Below are 17,001 nucleotides of genomic sequence, written 5' to 3'. Positions count from 1 at the left end.
TTCAGCGCGATGGCGACCATGGCCTTGATGCGCTCACGTTCGGTCGGCGTCCGGCCCGTGGTCGGGTCCGGCGTGACATCACCGACGGTGAAGACGCCGAACTGAGTTCCGATGTCAGTCGACTTCGCTTGCGACACGTGTGATTCCCTTGGCAGAGGCGAACAGATGAGAGTTCGAGTCACGTCGGCCTCCGCGTCCGGTGGACAGAGTGGCGTCATGCCTCTCCTGGACCGTAATGTCCGTCGACCCGACGTTCTTGCCAAGGAACGCACGTGCCCTTGTCTGTGGAAGCACGTCCGGTAGGCCGAGGGGCCGGTCGGTGGTCGCGCGGCACCGAGCCGGGGCCACACCGCGTGGTCAGGCTCCGGAACGACCCGACGGGGCGGAGGCGGCGGCCCTGGCCGCGTTGTTGTAGACGCGTCGCAGGTGCTTGGCCGCGGGGCAGGGGACACCATGTGCGTTGCACTGGCGGCAGTACTGCTGGTGGGACAGGTATTCCTCGCGCGCCGTGGCGAGCGGGACATGGGATGCGGGCGATGCCTGCATGGCAACTCCGGACGTACGTGTGCCGCACGTCGATCAGGACGTCGGCAGTCAACGGGCAGGGGGTGGAGCCTCCGGGCGTCGCTTGCAGCTCCGTTCCGCATGATGATCTTGTTACCCCAAGTAGTCCAAGCCGGGACCGGAACCGTGCCCCTGCGGCCCGGTGACCTGCCCTCCGAGGCAGGTGTGGCCGGGGGTACGGCGCGCAGAGCAAAGAGCCGGGGCGCGCAGAGGCAACAGGAGTGCGGCGGCGGCCCTTAGGCTGGCTGTGTTCCACGTGCCTTGCGTTGGACGCGGAACCGGCACATCCGGCGCACGGATCGCGCATCACGAACCCCGCTCCCCACCCCGACACCGACCCGCACCCGCTGCTCGGTACCGGCCTGCCGGCGACGTCCGGACCGGACACGGCGATCCCGCAGCCGGCCGCGGGACATCTGCCGTAGCCGTTCGGGCCGTTGCCGGTGCGGTTGCGCTCTCACCGTGCGACCGACCACTGACAGATATGCGTGAAGGAAGAGAGAAGCACGCACATGCACAGAGCCCTGACGAGAACCGGCACCGGCCTCCTGGCCTCGGCCGTGGCGGCGGCCCTTGCCATGACCGCGGTAGGTCCCGCGGCTACGGCCTCCGCCACATCGCACAACACCGTGCGCTTCATGGCGCACTTGGACATGACCGACGGGCAGCGTCCGGAGAACATCACCCTGGAGCCCGGCGGCAGCGCCGTTGTCACCTTCGCCTACAGCCGCCAGGTCGCACGGATCAGCCCCGACGGCTCCGTCACCGTCCTGGCCACCCTGCCCGAGCCCCCGGCCGGCTCGGTCACCCCTGCGCTGTCCTCACCATTCCTCGGAGGCATCGTCCGAGCCCACGACGGCACCCTGTACTTCCTGTACGCCACTGGCAGCGCCGATCTCACCGGCCTGTGGCGTCTGCGCCCGGGCAGTGATCCGCAGCGCATCGCCGCGCTGCCGGCGGACGGCCTGCCCAACGGCCTGGCACTGGACGAGCGGTCGGGCACCCTGTACGCCGCCGACTCGGTCCTCGGCACGGTGTGGCGGGTGCCGCTCTCCGGGGGTGAGGCCACGCGCTGGGCCGACGCGCCCGAGCTGGATGCCGCCGGGTTCCTGGGAGCCAATGGCGTCAAGGTGCACAACGGTGCCGTCTGGGTCTCCAACCTCGACCAGGGCACCGTACTGCGCATCCCGCTCACCCGACGCGGCACCGCCGGTCCGGTTCAGACCCGCGCCACCGGCCTGGTCAACATCGACGACTTCGCTTTCACCGGACAGGGCGACACCCTCCTGGCGGCGATCAACGCCGACAACGAGGTGGCGCGGGTCAGGCCCGACGGCAGCCACCGGGTGGTGCTGACCGGCACAGACGGTCTGCAGAACCCCACTTCGCTCGCCGTACGGGGCCGCACCGCCTACATCGCCAGCGGCGCCTACTTCACCAACGAGGATCCCAACCTCCTGACTGCCCGCATCGTTCCGGGCAAGTAGCCGGGAACCCTGCCGCATCGAGGGGCGGCAGGGTCACCCCTCGCACGAGAGGACAGCTCCATGACTCAGCCCCCCACCGAGGCACCCGCGTCGACGGACTTCGACCCCGAGGCGTTCCTGGTCGTCCCGGCCCGGACGTTCGAGGACCTGCGCGTCGGCGAGGTCTTCCGCGCGCCCAGCCGCACACTGACCGACGCCCATGCCGCCGCTTTCCAGACGGTGTCCGCGGACAACCACCCCGTGCACTACGACGCCGAGTGGGCCCGACGGCACGGCCACTCCGCCCCCGTGGTGCACGGCCTCCAGGTGCTCGCCTTCACCGCGCCGGGAGCCACCTTGTTCCCCCACGTCATCGGCGAGGTCTTCGTCAGTTTCCTGGAACTGTCCTGCACCTTCCTCGCTGAGGTGCACTCCGGTGACACCCTTTACCCGGCCCTGACCATCACCGCTCTGGAACCGCAGGGCGACAACGGTGTCGTCACCACGTCCGCGACCATCCACAACCAACGCGGCGAACTGGTGCTGTCCGGGCAGCACAAGTACCTGCTGCGGCGTCAGTGAGGCCGAGTCCGTCATGAGGCGCTACCTGCTCCTGCCCGCCGCACTGGCCTGCTGCGCCGTCCTGGCCGGGTGCTCCGGCCAGGACACGGAGAACTCCGCCGGAGACGACCCGTCCGCGGTCACGGCACCCTCAACGGGGGAGTCGACCGGCAGCCCCGCCGACAGCGGCACCACCGGGCCGTCCGGTCGGCCGGCACCGGCCTCCTCGCCCGTCGCGGGCTCGGCGACCGCAACCTCCACCGCGTCCGCCGCGCAGGGGCGCTGCCACACGTCCGAGCTCAGCGCGTCCGTCGGTGCCAACCGGCCCGGCGCAGGGCAGTCCAACTTCGCGCTCGTCCTGACCAACGGCTCCCGTCGCACCTGCACGGTGCACGGCTTCCCCGGCGTCGAGTTCGTCAACGGAGCCGGCGAGGCCGTCACCCCCGACCCGGAACGTGCCACCGACGAGGAACGGCGGACGGTGACACTCGCACCGGGAGCCAGCGCCTGGTCGGCGCTGACCTACACCAACCCGGCGCTCACCGGGGTCACCACGGTGACCCCGGCCGCGCTCCGCGTCACCCCGCCCGACGAGACGGCTGCGCTCTCGGTGCGCTGGGCCGGCGGCGAGGTGTCCAACACGGGAAAGGCGTCCGTGCCCCGGCTGGGCCCCCTCCGCCCGGGCGACGGCACCTGATGAAGAGGAGGAGCCACGCGTGACTGACGAGATGACCGGCGACGAGGTCTACCAGCCGGACGGTGCGGAGACGCAGGACGACACAGGGCTGCTGGATGCCTCCGACACGCTGGACTACCGGGCGGGCAGGGAGGCTCTCGACGAGGGCTACTCACCGCCGGACAGGCCGTGGGGCGTGGAGCACACCGGAGTGACGGCGGCCGAGCGGCTGCGGGGCGAGACACTGGACGAGCGTCTGGCCGAGGAAGTGCCCGACATCGGTCTTCCGGAGGGGGACGGTATCGGCGACACCTGGGACACGGACGGAGAGCTCATCGACGCCGAGGTCGGTGACCTGCGGGCCGGCCGGCTCGTCGCCGCCGACCGCAGCGCCCCGGACGACCCGGAGACCGACCTGTTCGCCTCCGACGTGGGGTTGGACGGAGCGGGGGCGTCCGCGGAAGAGGCCGCCATGCATGTGATACCCGAGTCCGGATCCTACTGATCCCGGGAACCTACCCTCCGGCCCGGCTGCCGCGCGCAGCCGGGCCGGACCGCGTTCGCACGCCGGACGCCCGGACACCTGCACCGTTGCTGTCTTCCGCACATCGTCCGTTGTTCGCGTCCGCGTCATGCAGACGCCGGTTCTCGTGGCCGAAGAGGCGGAGTCAGTGGCTCGTCGGGCAGACGCCCCGTCCGGTCGCTGACACACTCCGTCCGCACCTCCCATGATCGGCCCAGCGCGGCGTCCGCCCTGGCACACTCCGGGCCGTCGGGCAGGGCCGCGGGCCACCACCGCAGGCCGATCCACGACCACACGAGACCAATCGGGAGATTGCGTGCCTGTCCCGAACCGGACCGTCGCGGGCGGTGCCGTCGCCCTGGTGACCGTCGTCCTGGGCGGTGTGTCGCTCGCACTGGCCGACGGCATGGTCAGTAACGAGACCATCACCGGTCAGATGACCTACTACAACGACAAGGGCTTCGGCGCGTGCGGGAGCCAGATCGACGCGGCGACCGAAGACCTGGTCGCCGTCTCCCACGAGTGGTGGACCTCGGCCAATCCCAATGAGGACCGCCTCTGTGACGGCGTCGAGGTCCAGGTGACCTACGAGGGCAAGACGATCACGGTCCCGGTCAAGGACATGTGCCCCTCTTGCGCTTCCGACCACCTGGATCTGAGCCAGAGCGCTTTCCAGAAGCTGGCACCGCTGGACAAGGGCCTGGTCAAGGGCATCACCTGGAAGTTCGTCACCGACAGCGGTGAGGCCATCGAGGCCCCGTCCGCCACCGGGCAGCCGGAGACCGCCGGTGTGGCGGCGGCCGGCGGGGCGGGGTGGCCCGCGCGCTACGCGGCGCCCTATGTCGAGACCTGGGCATCACCCTCGGAGCTCGAGAAGGCGCGGCAGGCCGGGCTCCGCCACGCCACACTCGCCTTCGTCCTGGACGGTGGCGGCTGCGAGGCCACGTTCAACGGGACGACCCCCGTGGCCGACGAGGAATGGCTGTCGGCGGTCCGGGCGCTGCGCGACGCGGGCGGGGACGTCATCGCCTCGTTCGGCGGCGCGTCGGGTACCGAACTGGGCCAGGGCTGTGATTCGGTCACGGCCCTGCAGGAGCAGTACCGCACGGTGGTGGACACGCTCGACCTGTCCCGGCTCGACTTCGACATCGAGGGCGCGGCGCTGGCCGACAGCGAGGCCAACCACCGTCGCAATCAGGCTCTGGCCGCGCTGCAGCAGGAGGCCGAGAAGGCGGGGCGCGCGCTGGACGTGCAGTTCACGCTGCCGTCCGGGACGAACGGCCTGGACGCAGGTGGTATGGCCCTGCTGCGCGACGCGGAGAGCGTGGGACTGCGCGTGTCGCTGGTGAACATCATGACGATGGACTACGGCTCCGAGGTCGACGACATGGGCCAGGCCGCCATCGACGCGGCCACGGCCCTGCATGGCCAACTGGGCGGGATCTGGCCGTCGAAGTCGTCCGAGGAGCTGTGGGCCATGCAGGGGAACACGCCGATGATCGGGGTGAACGACACCCCGGGCGAGGTGTTCACCACGGAGGACGCGGACAGGCTGGCGAAGTTCGCGGTCGAGAAGGGTATCCGGCAGCTGTCGTTCTGGGCAGTGGGCCGCGACCGGGCATGCCCGGAGCCCGGCCGGCTCTCCAAGACCTGCAGTGGCACCGAGCAGAGCGACTACCAGTTCCTGAAGACCTTCAACTCCGTCACCACCACCAGTCCCGACGGGCGCTTCGCCGCGCCCCCGGTCACGGGACTCGTGACGGGCGGCACCGGCACGCCGACACCGTCCGCCGCCTCCTCGGGCGGCGGCACGGGTGAGAAGGGCGTGACGAGCACGGCGAAGCCCAAGGTAGCCGCGGTCGGCGGTATCGACCTGTCCATCTGGCAGCTTCAGCTACCTGTCGGTTCGCCGGGGTCGCCGACCACCGTCTCCTCGGAGCAGCTCCGGAGCGGTTACCGGGACGACTACTTCTTCACCGACAGCGACGGGTCGCTGATCTTCTGGTCGCCCGAGCAGGGCGTCACCACTCCCAACTCCAAGTACCCCCGCTCCGAACTCCGTGAGATGGACCCGAACGGCGGCAGTGCGAACTGGCCGCTCGAGGGCACCCACCGGATGAGCGCGACCCTGCGGGTGCTCTCCGTACCGTCCAGCGTGTGCGTCGGACAGATCCACCTGGGCGAGGGCGGCTCGTCCACCAAACCGCTCCTCGAGCTCTACTACCGTGCCAACGGCGACATCGTCCTCGGCACGGAGAACTCCCCGGCCGGCGGTCAGACGGAGCACACGGTGGGGCACGTGCCGCTCGGCGAGCAATGGAGCTACACCATCGGCGTCTCGGGGGGCGACACCATCGACATCACGGTCAACGGCAGTACCACCCACTATCCGATCGCCGACTCCTTCAAGTCCTACAAGCAGTACTTCAAAGCCGGCGCTTACAACCAGTCGGCGTCGGGCAGCAGCACGAAGGGCGCCAAGGTCGCGTTCTCCGCGCTGACCGTGTCCCACAGTTGACACCGAAGGGCCCCGAGGCCGGCGCGCGCTCTCGTCGAAGGCCGCGCCGGCCGACATCACTCCGGTTCACGCACAGGGAAGCGGCTCGCCCATGTCCCGGACCCTGACGGCTACGGCGCCGCCGCCTCGGTGACCGCGCCTGCGGCCGCAGCCGGGTCGTGTTCGCGGATCGCCGACTGGCGCAGGAGTACGCGGCCGGGCGTGCGGTCACCGGGCGTGGCGGAACCCGCAGTCGTGGCCCGGGGTCGCGGGGCTGTGCGGACTGTCGTTCGCCCTGCATGTGGTGGGTGACTGGCTGACGGTGCGCTCCGGCTGCAGTGCCGACCACCCGGTCCGTCGCCTGTGTGCCCCGGCAGCAGGTGACGTGCGGGTGGCGGCGGCGTTCGAGCTGTCCTGCCGAAAGCTGAGCGGCCAGGCCGCACGGATGCTGCGGTTGCTGAGCCTCGTCCCCTGGCCGGACCTGACCGTCGCGTACGGCTCGGCACTGACCGGGACAGGAAGCTTCGAGGCCGAGGAAGTGATGGAGGAGCTGGTCGAAGCCGGAGTGCTTCAGGTCACCATCACCGGTCGCCGTCAACCGCACGGCTCACTACGGCTGTTCGCCCGCGTACGGCCGTTCCGAGAGGCGGAGCCGGGCTGCCGGAAACGGCTCAGGTCACCGGGCGCTGGTACCAGCCCAGGTACGGGGCTCCGCCGTCCTCCTGGCAGCGTCTGGTCGCCTCGGAGAACGTCGAGCACGCCCGAGCACGACTCCGGAGGAGCCCCCGCCTGGCATGCGGCGTTGCACAGCGCCGCGCACAAGGGTGAGCACACCCCCAGGCCGCCGCCGCGCCGGACATGTTCCGTAGCGGGCCCCGGCCTTGACGCATGCGGCAGTCGCACACCGGAAATCCGGCGAGGCCCAGGCGGCCGCCGAGAAGTCCGGCCCGGCACGAGCGCGTCATCGCCTCCCTCGACGCTCCGGACCGTCCGGTCAGCGGGCACGTCGCCGGCATGACCCGTGCCCACACGGCCCATGCACTCGGTCCCGACCACATCACCCCGAAGCAGTCGGGTGAGGCCGCCGAGCGCGATGCGGAGAAGACGCGGAAGCCCGCTCCTGCCTGAACCAGGCCTTTGACCTTGAGGCACGGCCGACAGCGTTGTCTGAAGAAGGCACAGAAGCTCCTGGTCTCGCTCCCGGCCCGGTGCGGAAGTCCACCGCTGTCACCTGTCCGCGCTCAGCCTTCTGAAGGGCGGCCGTCCGTGTAGCGATGCCCTGCTGTGCGGAGTGGACAGGACGCGGCGCCGAAACGATGCCCGGCGGAGAGAGGTGCCGTGCGCGGTTCCGGGGGAGTCAGCCAGAATGCCGGTGCAGAGCGACGTGCACGGTGTCGAGGGCCTGAACGAGGGCTGCGCGGGAGGTTTCGGTGTCGCACAGCGGATCGAGGACCATGAAGTCGTGGATGGTGCCGTGGTAGCGCATGGAGACCACCGCCACGCCGGCCGCACGGAGCTTCGCCGCGTAGGCCTCGCCCTCGTCGCGCACCACGTCGGCCTCGCTGGTGACCACCAGTGCCGGGGGGAGTCCGGACAATTGCTCCACGGTCGCCCGCAGCGGTGACGCGGTGGCCACGCCCCGCTGTCGCACGTCGGGCAGGTACTGGTCCCAGAACCAGCGCATGGTCTCGCGGCCGAGAAAGTATCCCGTGGCGAACTCCCGGTACGAAGGGGTGTCGAAGTCGGCGTCGGTGACCGGACAGAGCAGCACCTGCTGCACCAGCCGCACGTCGCCGCGCTCTTTGGCGAGCAAGGTCAGCGCCGCCACCAGATTGCCACCGGCCGAGTCACCCACGGCGGCCATCCGGCTCCCGTCCAGACCGATCTCGCCGCCTCGCTCGGAGATCCACCTCGCGACCGCGTAGCACTGTTCCACGGCGACCGGGTACTGGGCCTCCGGGGCGCGCTGGTACTCGACGAAGACAACGGCCGCGTCCGTCCCGAGGGCGAACGCGCGCACCAAACGCTCATGGGTGCCGGCATCACCCAGGACCCAGCCCAACCCGTGCAGGAACAGCACGACGGGAACCCTTCCGACGCTGTCGGCGGGCCTGACCACCTGCACCCGTACGTGACCGGTCGGCCCGCCCGGCAAGGTGAACCACTGTGCAGAGGTGGCTTCGTCGTCGAGGTGGTCATTGCCGCCCTGTGCCTGGAGACGGGACAGGTCGAGCCTGGCCTGGTCCGGGTCCGGGGGGTGTTCCGACGACTGGGGGGTGTATTTGTTCACGAACGCTCGGCTGGGCTCGTCCAGAACGGTACGGAAAGCGGACACGGGGACGAAGTCGGTCATACGGTCTCCAGCCGAGAAAGCGTAGGGGGTGAGGCGAGACATCGGGGCGGGACACCAGGTGCCCGACCGGGACGAGGGAAAGTGATGGCGCGGCCGTCGGCACCGGGCGTTGTCGGCGCGGGCATGGGGGGCAGGCGCTCACGGCTCCGACGGCACATTACTCCCCGGAGTAAAGGAGGGCAGCCCCCGGTTGGCCGGTCACCGCGGTCGACGGCGTCGGCATGTCGACGGGGAGCCGCTCCCCGTCCTGGTCCTGGGCGGTGCGCAGGCTACGCCATTCACGAGGAGAGACGCCGTAGGCGGCACGGAACGCACGGCTGAAGTGGGCGGGACTGACGAAACCCCACCGCTGGGCCACCGAGGACACGGTGGGGGCTGTCCTGGCACGGCGGGCCAGTTCCCGGCTGCACTCCTCCAGGCGCCGTTGCTGGATGAGCCGGGCGACGGTGGTCTCCTCGTCCTCGAACAGCCGGTGCAGATACCGGATGGAGATCCGGAGCGTCCGGGCGATGCTTTCCGGCGACAGAGCCGGGTCACCCAGGTTGCGGTCGATGTGTTCGCGGACCTGAAGCACCAGGTGGCCGCGGGCGGTGTCCGCAGCGGCGCCGCCGGTGTGGGCCCGCTCGGCGATGAGAGTGGCGAACAACTCCACGACGTTGCCGGCGAGCCGGTTCGCGACGGCCGCGGGGTAGCTGTCGGCCGAGGAGGCAAGGTTCGCCAGGAACGGGAGGAGCATCGCGCCGAGGCCGTCCTCCGTGCCGATGGCATCACCCGTCACCCGGCGGATATCGCTGTCCGGCACGCCCAGTGCGCGGCGAGGCAGTTGGAAGACGTGTGCAGCGAACCGCCGCGGATACTCGAAGGAGTACGGCCGTGTCGTGTCGTACAACACCAGGTCTCCTGCGTGCATCTTCGCCCGTCGGCCGTCCTGGACGAAGGTGGCCGTGCCGGATATCTGGACCCCGACCGCCACCAGCGCCTCGGGCGATCGGGTGATCAATGCCGGAGTGCGGCTGACTCGTTCCGCGTCGGCTTCCAGGGTGGAGATCTGCAGATATCCGAGGCGGTGGGTGGCGATCCGGCCATCGAACGGGCCGTCGCCCAGCGGGGCGACCGTCATCGGTACCAGCGTCCTGCTCACCGCCTCGTTCCAGTACGCGACCTTGTCCCGGTCCGGTACGGAAGCGGTCGTCAACACCATGCTCAAGTTGCTCTCCGCTCAAGGCAAATGTCTGAAGACTGCGAGGGACGGGAACAACCGGTGACCGGCAGGGACCGGACGTTTCCTCGTACGGGCAGCGACCTCGCTGGAGCGCAACCGTGCCGCTTCGGCGAGGCCCGGTTCCTACCCGCAGGAACAGCCAAGCAGCGGACGGCTGACGAGCCCAGGCAGAACCGCAGGCAGAAATCGCGTGAGCGGAGACGGCAGCATGAGAGGGCTCAGGTACCGGGAGAGCAGGCGGCCGAAGAGGAGGAGTGCCGTCATACCGGACCAACGAGCTCGTGCACCGGCAGGAGCCCCGAACATCCATGCCCAAGGTAGGGCCTCCTGATGGACCTGAGTCAGAGAATCGTCTCGTTTCGATCGGTGAGTCGGCCGGATGTCGCGCTCGAAGGGCTTGGTGAGGAACTTCCTGACCTCGACGGGCCGGTGCCGTCGGCCCAAGGCGCCGATCCCCGGGCCGACCTCCGAAGCTGCGAAGAGCACGGTGGTGCCGGCGGCCACGCATGGCTGTGACGTACGGGAACGCCTGGCACCATCGGCAGCACGGCTGGGACCGGTCCACCGGTGCGGGGGCAGGGCCAAGGCTCGCCGGATCCGCGAGGCAGTCGACTGGGAAATGCCGGTGGCCGCGGCCATCGCGGGACACCGGTCCGCGGCTCGTCAGGTCACTGGGTGCCGGGCAGGGGCCGCGGCGGTGGGGCGGGCCTGACCGCGGGAGGAGGCACTGCTTCAGGTGGGTCAGGAGGCGGGCTCGCAGGTGGCGGTCTGGTCACAGCAGGCGTGGGCGAGATCGCTCAGCCCGGCCTGTTCGACTTCGTCGGCCGTCAGGTTCCAACTGAGCCTGGTGACGCGGCGTGGCGGCACTGCGTTCGGCTGGTTCACATGGCCGGGCTGACCGCGCAGGTCCTCGTGGGTCGGTGCCCCACCGGCGATCCGTGCAGATCCGCCCGACCCGCTGCCTGCATGCCGGCAGCGGGTCAGGCGATGTGGTTCAGCAGTGCGGCGACTGCCGGGGGTGCCTCCCCGGGTGGCCGCACAACCATGATCTTCCAACTTGGGGCGTGTCGGCGGAACGGGTGCTGGTCGAGGTCGGGGAACCGGTCCGCGATCGACCTGGGCATGATGCAGACGCCCAGGTCGTTGCGCACCAGTTCGGCTGCGGCGACGATGTCGTTCACCTCGAACGTTGTGGTGTGTTCGACGCCGGCGGCGCGGAAAGCCCGGTCGACTGCGTAGCGGATGGCCCAGCCCGGTGAGAAGTCCACCAGGGGCACCTGCGCGACGTCGGCGAGGTCGACCTCGTTGTCCGGCGTCGTCCCGGGGACATCGCGACGAGGCGACGTCACCAGCACCATGTCCTCGCGGGACAACAGGCGTGTGATCAGCCCGCGTTGCTGCTGCCGGTCGAGTGCCACGACCGCCAGATCCACGGTGCCGTCGCGCAGTGCCTGGCGGATGTCGGCGACCGCCGCCTGACGCAGCTGGACCACTACGCCCGGATGCTCCGTCCGTAACGCGGCCAGGGCGTGGTGCAGTCCCGCCCATACGCCTTGCATGGTTCCGACAGTGATGCGCCCGTGCAACTGCCCCTTCACGGCCTCGACGGCGTCCCGGGCCAGTTCGGCGGCTCGGAGGGTGGCTCGGGCGGCGGGGACGAAGGCTTCACCGGCCGGGGTCAGCGCGACGCGGTGGGTGGTGCGGTCGAAGAGGGGAGTGCCCAGTTCACGTTCCAGGGACCGGACGGTGCCCGACACCGCGGACTGCACCACGTGCAGGCGCCGCGCCGCCGCTGTGAAGCCACCGGTGTCGGCCACCGCGACGATGACCTCCATCTGCCGCAGATCCATCATCCGCTCCCGCTCACGCAGCGCTCCGCCCGGTGCGAAGACGACCGCTCACCGCCGCATCGTATGCCGGAACGGACAGTGGTGCAGGCGCCGTCGCCGTGGCTTCAGGAGCGGACGAGGGGCGTGTCGACCAGGTGCTCGGCCAGGAACCACGACTGCAGTTCGCCGGTCCTGATCACCTGCGAGACGAACAGGTCGTTCGTGCCGTCGTCACCCAGTTCGGCGGTGCGGGCGGCGGCGTCGTGGGCCTCGATGAGGATCGTCTCGTGGGCTTCCAGCAGCCGCGACAGCATCGCCGGGACCTCCTCCACGCCGTCCGGGGGCCGCGGGATGGACGTGATCTCGGCGACGTGCCGGGGGTCGCCCACCGCGACACCGCCGAGGGACTGCACGCGTTCCGCGAGGGTATCGATGAGTTCAAGCTGCTCACCCGCGTGCTTGTCCAGCACCAGGTGCAGCTGGTAGAAGGTCGCGCCGCGCATCAGCCAGTGGTGCTTCTTGTAGAGGCCGTACAGGATCTGCGTGTCCGCAAGGACCTTGTTCAGGCGCTGGCAGGAGTACATGCGGGCCTCGTAGGAGAGACCGAGCGGGAACTGTTTGACGGTCCCGAATTCCTGGATGACCTCGCCCTTCTGGTGCAGCCACGGCTGACTGCCGCTCGTGTGAGCGGAGTTGGCGGTCATGTTGTGCCTCCTGCGGTTTGCGGTGCCTGGTGTACGCAAGCGACACTAGGCGGCACCTCCGAGACGCTCTTGCCCGATAGCGCATGCGCCAGTGCCCGTCAGTGCATGGCCGCCGGCGTCACAACGAACCGTCGCTCGCGTGCAAGCGCCCGTGTGCTCGTGGACTCCCGCCGCTTTCCGGCGTCCGCGACTCCGGCGGGCTGCAACGCCTGGGCAGGCCGCCAGGATGAGGAGCGGTGATGAATGTGGACGAGCAGACGGATGTGGTGGTCGCCGGGCCGGGAACGGACGGCGAGTACGTCGCAGGGCCCCTGGCCGAGACGGGCTGGACCTGGTGGTTCGCGTAGGCAGCCAGTCCCGCTCCCTCGGCGGTGGCCGAGCCCACGCCCCGTTCGGCGTACTGCCGGCCTCATGGTCCCCGTCCCTCACGCTCGTCTCCGGTGGTCTCTCGGAAACCTGGTCGCGGTGGTCAGCACGCGCCGGAGGCGGATTGACCCCACGCGAAGGCCGCGCGGCCCCTTCTGGACCGCGCGGCCTTCGCGTGGGCTGCCGGCTACGGCTGCGTCAGCTCGTCGCGCGCACCGCGTCGCGGATCAGCTCGGCGACTTCCTTGGGCCGGGAGACGGCGACGGCGTGGGAGGCACCCTCGACTTCGACGACCGTGGCTCCGGCCCGCCTCGCACCGAAGCGTTCCACTTCCGGGTTGATCGCCTCGTCCGCGCCCGCCACGACGGCCCACGAAGGCTTGGTCCTCCACGCCGCGACCGACGCGGTCTCCGTGAACGTCGAGGCGGCCAGCGGACGCTGTGCCGCCGCCAGGACCTTTGTGACGGCGGCAGGGACGTCGGCGGCGAAGATGGCCGGGTACGCCTCGGGCTTGATCGTGACCTCGACAGCGGCGTCCCCGCCGTCTACCGGGTACGTCTTCTCTGTGAGGTTGCTGACCAGCGGCGACAGGGGGAAGCGTCCCTGCAGCTCGCCGAGGCTCTCGCCCTCCTCGGGAATGTAGGCCGCGACGTAGACCAGGCCCACCACGTTCTTTGCGGCGCCCGCCACGGTGATGACCGCCCCGCCGTACGAGTGGCCGACCAGGACGACCGGGCCGTCGATCTGGGCAGCCTGCGATGCGATGTATGCGGCGTCGGAGGCCAGGCCCCGCAGGGGGTTCGGCGGCGCCACGACGGGGATGCCGTGGTTCTGCAGCTCCGCGATGACGCCGGTCCAGCTGCCGGCGTCCGCGAAGGCGCCGTGGACGAGCAGGACGGTCGGTGTGGTGACCATGGCTGTGCTCCCTGGAACAGTGGTGTGGGCGCCGCGTCAGCGGGTGTGCAGTGCCGTGCGGAGAGTGCCGGCGGCCATGGTGATCGCCGCCTCGGCGGCGTGGGTCTCCCGCAGGGCGTTGAGCATCACGAAGTCGTGGATGACGCCCTGGTAGCGCACGGCGGTGACGGGCACGCCGGCCTGGCGGAGCTTGTTGGCGTAGGCCTCGCCCTCGTCGCGCAGGACGTCCGCTTCGGCGGTGATGACCAAGGCCGGCGGCAGACCGGTGAGCTGCTCGGTGGTCGCGCGGAGCGGGGAGGCGGTGATCTCCGCGCGCTGCTCCTCGTCGGTCGTGTACTGGTCCCAGAACCACTGCATGCCGTCGCGACGCAGGAAGTAGCCGGTGGCGAACTGATGGTAGGAGCCGGTGTCGAAGCTTGCATCGGTCACCGGGTAGAACAGCACCTGCTGCACCAGGGCGACGTCACCCCGCTCCTTGGCCATCAAGGTCAGCGCGGCACTCATGTTGCCGCCGACGGAGTCACCGGCCACGGCGAGCCGCGCGCCGTCCAGGCCCTTGGTCGAGCCCTGCTGGACGATCCATCGGGCGACGGCGTAGTTCTGCTCGATGGCGACGGGGTAACGAACCTCGGGGGAGAGGTCGTACTCGGGGAAGACCACGGCGGCGTTCGCGCCGACGGCGAGTTCGCGGACGAGGCGGTCGTGGGTGTGGGCGTTGCCGAAGACCCAGCCGGCGCCGTGGATGTAGAGGATCACGGGCAGGGTGCCCTCGACCCCGGCGGGCTTGACGATACGGGCCCGCACGCTGCCCGTCGGGCCGCCGGAGATGGTGATCCACTCCTCGTCGACTTCCGGCTTGGCGATCTCGCCGGACTGCACCTCGTCCACGGCTTTGCGGCCCTCGGCCGGCGGCAGATCGAACAGGTAGGGCGGATTGGCGGTCGCCTCCGCGAACGCGGCCGCCGCCGGCTCCAGCACCGGCTGAACCGGCTCGTAGGTGTGGGACATAAGGACTCCTGAGACTGATGTGCGTGTCGGTTTCCTGCGGAGCGACCCTCACCTGATCCGGAGATCTGCCGGGCCTTCCACGGTCACGCTAGCCCCGTGAAGACGGTGGCCATTGCACATCTGCGCATCGACTCTGACCCCACCGTGCACCGGGGCACGGACAGTGCACTGATGGGCAAGGTTCGGTGCGCTGGCCAGAAACCTGGCCGATTCCGCCCGGCATAGCGTTACTGGCGAAGCAGCCGCAGCACCGGCCCGGTGCACCTCGCCGAATCTCATCCGGCCTCGGACTGCCCATCGCAAATCCCAAGCTGTACGCCCCGCAGGAGGTTGTCGAAAGGTGTCCACGATGCCGGTCGGCGGGCTGATCCCCCGCGCCACCGACGAAGCGGCGGACCTCGTAGTCCGCAATGCCAAGATCCACACCGGTGATCCCCGCCTCCCGCAGGCCGAGGCGATCGCCATCCGCGACGGTGTCATCACCACCGTCGGCGGTGACAAGGACGTGGCCGACCAGGTCGGTCCCGCCACCCGGGTTGTCGACGCGCTCGGACGCAGGATGATCCCCGGGCTCAACGACGCTCATCTCCACGTGATCCGCGGTGGCCTGAACTACGTGCTGGAGCTTCGCTGGGACGGCGTGCGCTCGCTGCGGCAGGGTCTGGCCATGCTGCGCGAGCAGGCGGCCCGTACGCCCAAGGGCCAGTGGGTGCGGGTGGTGGGCGGCTGGTCGGTCGAGCAGTTCGCCGAGCGCCGGCTGCCCACCGTCGCCGAGCTGAACGCCGCGGCACCCGACACGCCGGTGTTCGTGCTGCACCTGTACCAGGCGGCGATCCTCAATCGTGCTGCCATCAAGGCGATCGGCTACGACAAGAACACGCCGGACCCGCGAGGTGGCCAGATCATGCGGGGCCGGGACGGAGAGCCGACGGGCATGCTGCTGGCAGCCCCGAGCGCCCTGATCCTCTACTCGACGCTGGCGAAGGCTCCGGGGCTCGATGAGGAGCACCGGGAGGCGTCGACCCGGCACTTCCTGCGGGAGCTGAACCGGTTCGGGCTCACCTCGGCGATCGACGCGGCGGGCGGATTCCAGAACTTCCCCGACAACTACGAGACGGTGACCGAGCTGGCTCGCAAGGGGCAGCTCTCCCTGCGCATCGCCTACCACCTCTTCCCACAGACCGCGGGCCAGGAAATCGAGGACCTGACCCGGTGGATCGGCATGGTCCGGCCCGAGGACGGTGACGAGTGGCTGCGGCTGAACGGCGCCGGTGAGAACCTCACCTGGGCGGCGGCGGACTTCGAGAACTTCGCCGAGCCGCGCCCCGAGCACGCCCCGGACTACGAGGTGGAGTTCGAGAAGGCGGTGCGCCTGCTCATGGAGAACGGCTGGGGCTTTCGCCTGCACGCCACGTACGACGAGACCATCCGCCGTGACCTGGCTGTGTTCGAGAAGCTCGCCGCGGAGGGCCTCTTCCCCGGCGGCAACCGCTGGCTGTTCGACCACGCGGAGACCGTGTCCGCCGACAGCCTCGACCGCATCGTCGCCCTCGGCGGAGCCATGTCGGTGCAGAACCGGCTGTCCTTCCAGGGCGAGGCGTTCGTGCGCCGCTACGGGATCGGCGCCGCCGCGGACGCCCCGCCGATCCGCGCGATGCTGGGCAGGGGGCTGACGGTTGCGGCCGGCACCGACGCCACCCGCGTCTCCTCGTACAACCCGTGGGTCGCGCTGCACTGGCTGATCACCGGCCGAACGGTCGGCGACCTGACCATCCACCCGCCCCACAACCGCGTGGACCGGGAGACGGCGCTGGAGATGTTCACCACGGCCGGTGCCGCGCTCACCGGGGAACAGGATCTCAAGGGCGTCCTGCGTCCGGGCTTCCTCGGCGACCTCACCGTCCTGTCGGAGGACTACTTCGCGGTGCCCGACGAGGAGATCCCGCACATCGAGGCCCTGCTGACGGTCGTCGGCGGCCGCATCGTCTACGGCGCGCGCGAGTACGAGGGCATCGACGAGGCCATGCCCCCGGTCACGCCCGAGTGGAGCCCTGTGGCGCACTTCGGCGGCTACCAGGCCGCTCCCGAACCGGGCTTCCGGGGTGCCCGTCAGGCCGAACTGCTGGGTGAGGCCGTCGCCGAGTCCGAGCTGCACCGACAGTGGCGGGCCCGCCGGGGCCTGGTCTCCGAGCACGACAGTCCGGGCTTCGACCCCTGCTTCTCCCTCTGAGCCAAGGCGTTCTGCCTGCACTTTCTGGCCTCATGACCTTCTCTTCCGGATCGCGGGCGACCGTCCGTGATCGTTGCAACCCTTCAT

Annotated in this window: 15 protein-coding genes and 1 pseudogene; 8 read left to right on the top strand and 8 right to left on the bottom strand. The window is 70.1% G+C overall.

The features are described 5' to 3' along the window. Positions 1-357: 357 nt before the first annotated feature. Positions 358-546, bottom strand: coding sequence for a hypothetical protein (locus IE260_RS40255; protein WP_189880898.1), 189 nt, complete (start codon positions 544-546; stop codon positions 358-360). 530 nt (positions 547-1,076) lie between these two features. On the opposite strand from IE260_RS40255, the gene IE260_RS40250 reads away from it, so the two are divergent. The 6 genes and pseudogenes from IE260_RS40250 to IE260_RS40225 all read left to right on the top strand — a co-directional run bounded on the left by IE260_RS40250 (position 1,077) and on the right by IE260_RS40225 (position 6,308). After that, the gene (locus IE260_RS40250; protein WP_189880897.1) at positions 1,077-2,051 is read left to right on the top strand and encodes an SMP-30/gluconolactonase/LRE family protein; all 975 of its coding nucleotides are present in this window, start codon (positions 1,077-1,079) and stop codon (positions 2,049-2,051) included. A gap of 60 nt (positions 2,052-2,111) precedes the next feature. Next, positions 2,112-2,612: a MaoC family dehydratase gene (locus tag IE260_RS40245; protein ID WP_189880896.1), complete on the top strand. Its 501-nt coding sequence runs from the start codon at positions 2,112-2,114 to the stop codon at positions 2,610-2,612. 13 nt (positions 2,613-2,625) lie between these two features. Further along, positions 2,626-3,288, top strand: coding sequence for a DUF4232 domain-containing protein (locus IE260_RS40240; protein ID WP_189880895.1), 663 nt, complete (start codon positions 2,626-2,628; stop codon positions 3,286-3,288). 31 nt (positions 3,289-3,319) lie between these two features. Continuing rightward, positions 3,320-3,772 (top strand): DUF5709 domain-containing protein, encoded by a 453-nt coding sequence (locus IE260_RS40235; protein ID WP_189880901.1) that lies wholly within the window; start codon positions 3,320-3,322, stop codon positions 3,770-3,772. Between the two features lie 223 nt (positions 3,773-3,995). After that, positions 3,996-4,487: pseudogene (locus IE260_RS43320) on the top strand (cysteine/serine endopeptidase inhibitor); the annotation flags it as partial. A 1,059-nt stretch (positions 4,488-5,546) separates the two neighbouring features. Beyond that, positions 5,547-6,308 carry a polysaccharide lyase family 7 protein gene (locus IE260_RS40225; RefSeq protein ID WP_189880900.1) on the top strand — a complete coding sequence of 254 codons (762 nt, stop codon included), beginning with the start codon at positions 5,547-5,549 and terminating at the stop codon, positions 6,306-6,308. A 1,336-nt stretch (positions 6,309-7,644) separates the two neighbouring features. On the opposite strand, the gene IE260_RS40220 is transcribed toward IE260_RS40225, so the two are convergent. Both IE260_RS40220 and IE260_RS40215 read right to left on the bottom strand, forming a co-directional pair. Further along, positions 7,645-8,640 (bottom strand): alpha/beta hydrolase, encoded by a 996-nt coding sequence (locus IE260_RS40220; RefSeq protein ID WP_189880894.1) that lies wholly within the window; start codon positions 8,638-8,640, stop codon positions 7,645-7,647. Positions 8,641-8,797: 157 nt separating this feature from the next. Next, positions 8,798-9,847, bottom strand: a complete 1,050-nt coding sequence (locus tag IE260_RS40215) for an AraC-like ligand-binding domain-containing protein (RefSeq protein ID WP_417847138.1) — start codon at positions 9,845-9,847, stop codon at positions 8,798-8,800. A gap of 345 nt (positions 9,848-10,192) precedes the next feature. Between IE260_RS40215 and IE260_RS40210 the strand changes: the two genes are divergently transcribed. After that, positions 10,193-10,378 carry a hypothetical protein gene (locus IE260_RS40210; protein ID WP_189880892.1) on the top strand — a complete coding sequence of 62 codons (186 nt, stop codon included), beginning with the start codon at positions 10,193-10,195 and terminating at the stop codon, positions 10,376-10,378. Positions 10,379-10,603: 225 nt separating this feature from the next. On the opposite strand, the gene IE260_RS40205 is transcribed toward IE260_RS40210, so the two are convergent. The 5 genes from IE260_RS40205 to IE260_RS40185 all read right to left on the bottom strand — a co-directional run bounded on the left by IE260_RS40205 (position 10,604) and on the right by IE260_RS40185 (position 14,684). Continuing rightward, positions 10,604-10,747, bottom strand: a complete 144-nt coding sequence (locus tag IE260_RS40205; protein WP_189880891.1) for a hypothetical protein — start codon at positions 10,745-10,747, stop codon at positions 10,604-10,606. Between the two features lie 95 nt (positions 10,748-10,842). Continuing rightward, positions 10,843-11,715: a LysR family transcriptional regulator gene (locus IE260_RS40200; RefSeq protein ID WP_229881824.1), complete on the bottom strand. Its 873-nt coding sequence runs from the start codon at positions 11,713-11,715 to the stop codon at positions 10,843-10,845. A gap of 101 nt (positions 11,716-11,816) precedes the next feature. Beyond that, positions 11,817-12,395, bottom strand: coding sequence for a Dps family protein (locus IE260_RS40195; protein WP_189880890.1), 579 nt, complete (start codon positions 12,393-12,395; stop codon positions 11,817-11,819). A gap of 564 nt (positions 12,396-12,959) precedes the next feature. Next, positions 12,960-13,676 carry an alpha/beta fold hydrolase gene (locus IE260_RS40190; RefSeq protein ID WP_189880889.1) on the bottom strand — a complete coding sequence of 239 codons (717 nt, stop codon included), beginning with the start codon at positions 13,674-13,676 and terminating at the stop codon, positions 12,960-12,962. Between the two features lie 36 nt (positions 13,677-13,712). Continuing rightward, on the bottom strand, positions 13,713-14,684 hold the full coding sequence (locus IE260_RS40185; protein WP_189880888.1) for an alpha/beta hydrolase: 972 nt from the start codon (positions 14,682-14,684) through the stop codon (positions 13,713-13,715). A 349-nt stretch (positions 14,685-15,033) separates the two neighbouring features. On the opposite strand from IE260_RS40185, the gene IE260_RS40180 reads away from it, so the two are divergent. Next, the gene (locus tag IE260_RS40180) at positions 15,034-16,914 is read left to right on the top strand and encodes an amidohydrolase (protein WP_229881826.1); all 1,881 of its coding nucleotides are present in this window, start codon (positions 15,034-15,036) and stop codon (positions 16,912-16,914) included. Positions 16,915-17,001 lie beyond the last annotated feature (87 nt).

The organism is Streptomyces viridiviolaceus, assembly GCF_014650995.1.
GTDB classification, from domain to species: Bacteria; Actinomycetota; Actinomycetes; order Streptomycetales; family Streptomycetaceae; genus Streptomyces; species Streptomyces viridiviolaceus.
Note: the sequence above shows the minus strand (reverse complement) of the source record. Positions and strands in the feature narration are given on the sequence as shown.

Excerpts from the sequence above, each read along its gene's own strand:
- IE260_RS40240 (WP_189880895.1), top strand. The coding sequence starts at position 2,626 with ATGAGGCGCTACCTGCTCCTGCCCGCCGCACTGGCCTGCTGCGCCGTC.
- IE260_RS40200 (WP_229881824.1), bottom strand. The coding sequence starts at position 11,715 with ATGATGGATCTGCGGCAGATGGAGGTCATCGTCGCGGTGGCCGACACC.
- IE260_RS40185 (WP_189880888.1), bottom strand. The coding sequence starts at position 14,684 with ATGTCCCACACCTACGAGCCGGTTCAGCCGGTGCTGGAGCCGGCGGCG.
- IE260_RS40210 (WP_189880892.1), top strand. The coding sequence starts at position 10,193 with ATGGACCTGAGTCAGAGAATCGTCTCGTTTCGATCGGTGAGTCGGCCG.
- IE260_RS40195 (WP_189880890.1), bottom strand. The coding sequence starts at position 12,395 with ATGACCGCCAACTCCGCTCACACGAGCGGCAGTCAGCCGTGGCTGCAC.
- IE260_RS40245 (WP_189880896.1), top strand. The coding sequence starts at position 2,112 with ATGACTCAGCCCCCCACCGAGGCACCCGCGTCGACGGACTTCGACCCC.
- IE260_RS40180 (WP_229881826.1), top strand. The coding sequence starts at position 15,034 with ATGCCGGTCGGCGGGCTGATCCCCCGCGCCACCGACGAAGCGGCGGAC.
- IE260_RS40235 (WP_189880901.1), top strand. The coding sequence starts at position 3,320 with ATGACCGGCGACGAGGTCTACCAGCCGGACGGTGCGGAGACGCAGGAC.
- IE260_RS40220 (WP_189880894.1), bottom strand. The coding sequence starts at position 8,640 with ATGACCGACTTCGTCCCCGTGTCCGCTTTCCGTACCGTTCTGGACGAG.
- IE260_RS40190 (WP_189880889.1), bottom strand. The coding sequence starts at position 13,676 with ATGGTCACCACACCGACCGTCCTGCTCGTCCACGGCGCCTTCGCGGAC.
- IE260_RS40250 (WP_189880897.1), top strand. The coding sequence starts at position 1,077 with ATGCACAGAGCCCTGACGAGAACCGGCACCGGCCTCCTGGCCTCGGCC.
- IE260_RS40255 (WP_189880898.1), bottom strand. The coding sequence starts at position 546 with ATGCAGGCATCGCCCGCATCCCATGTCCCGCTCGCCACGGCGCGCGAG.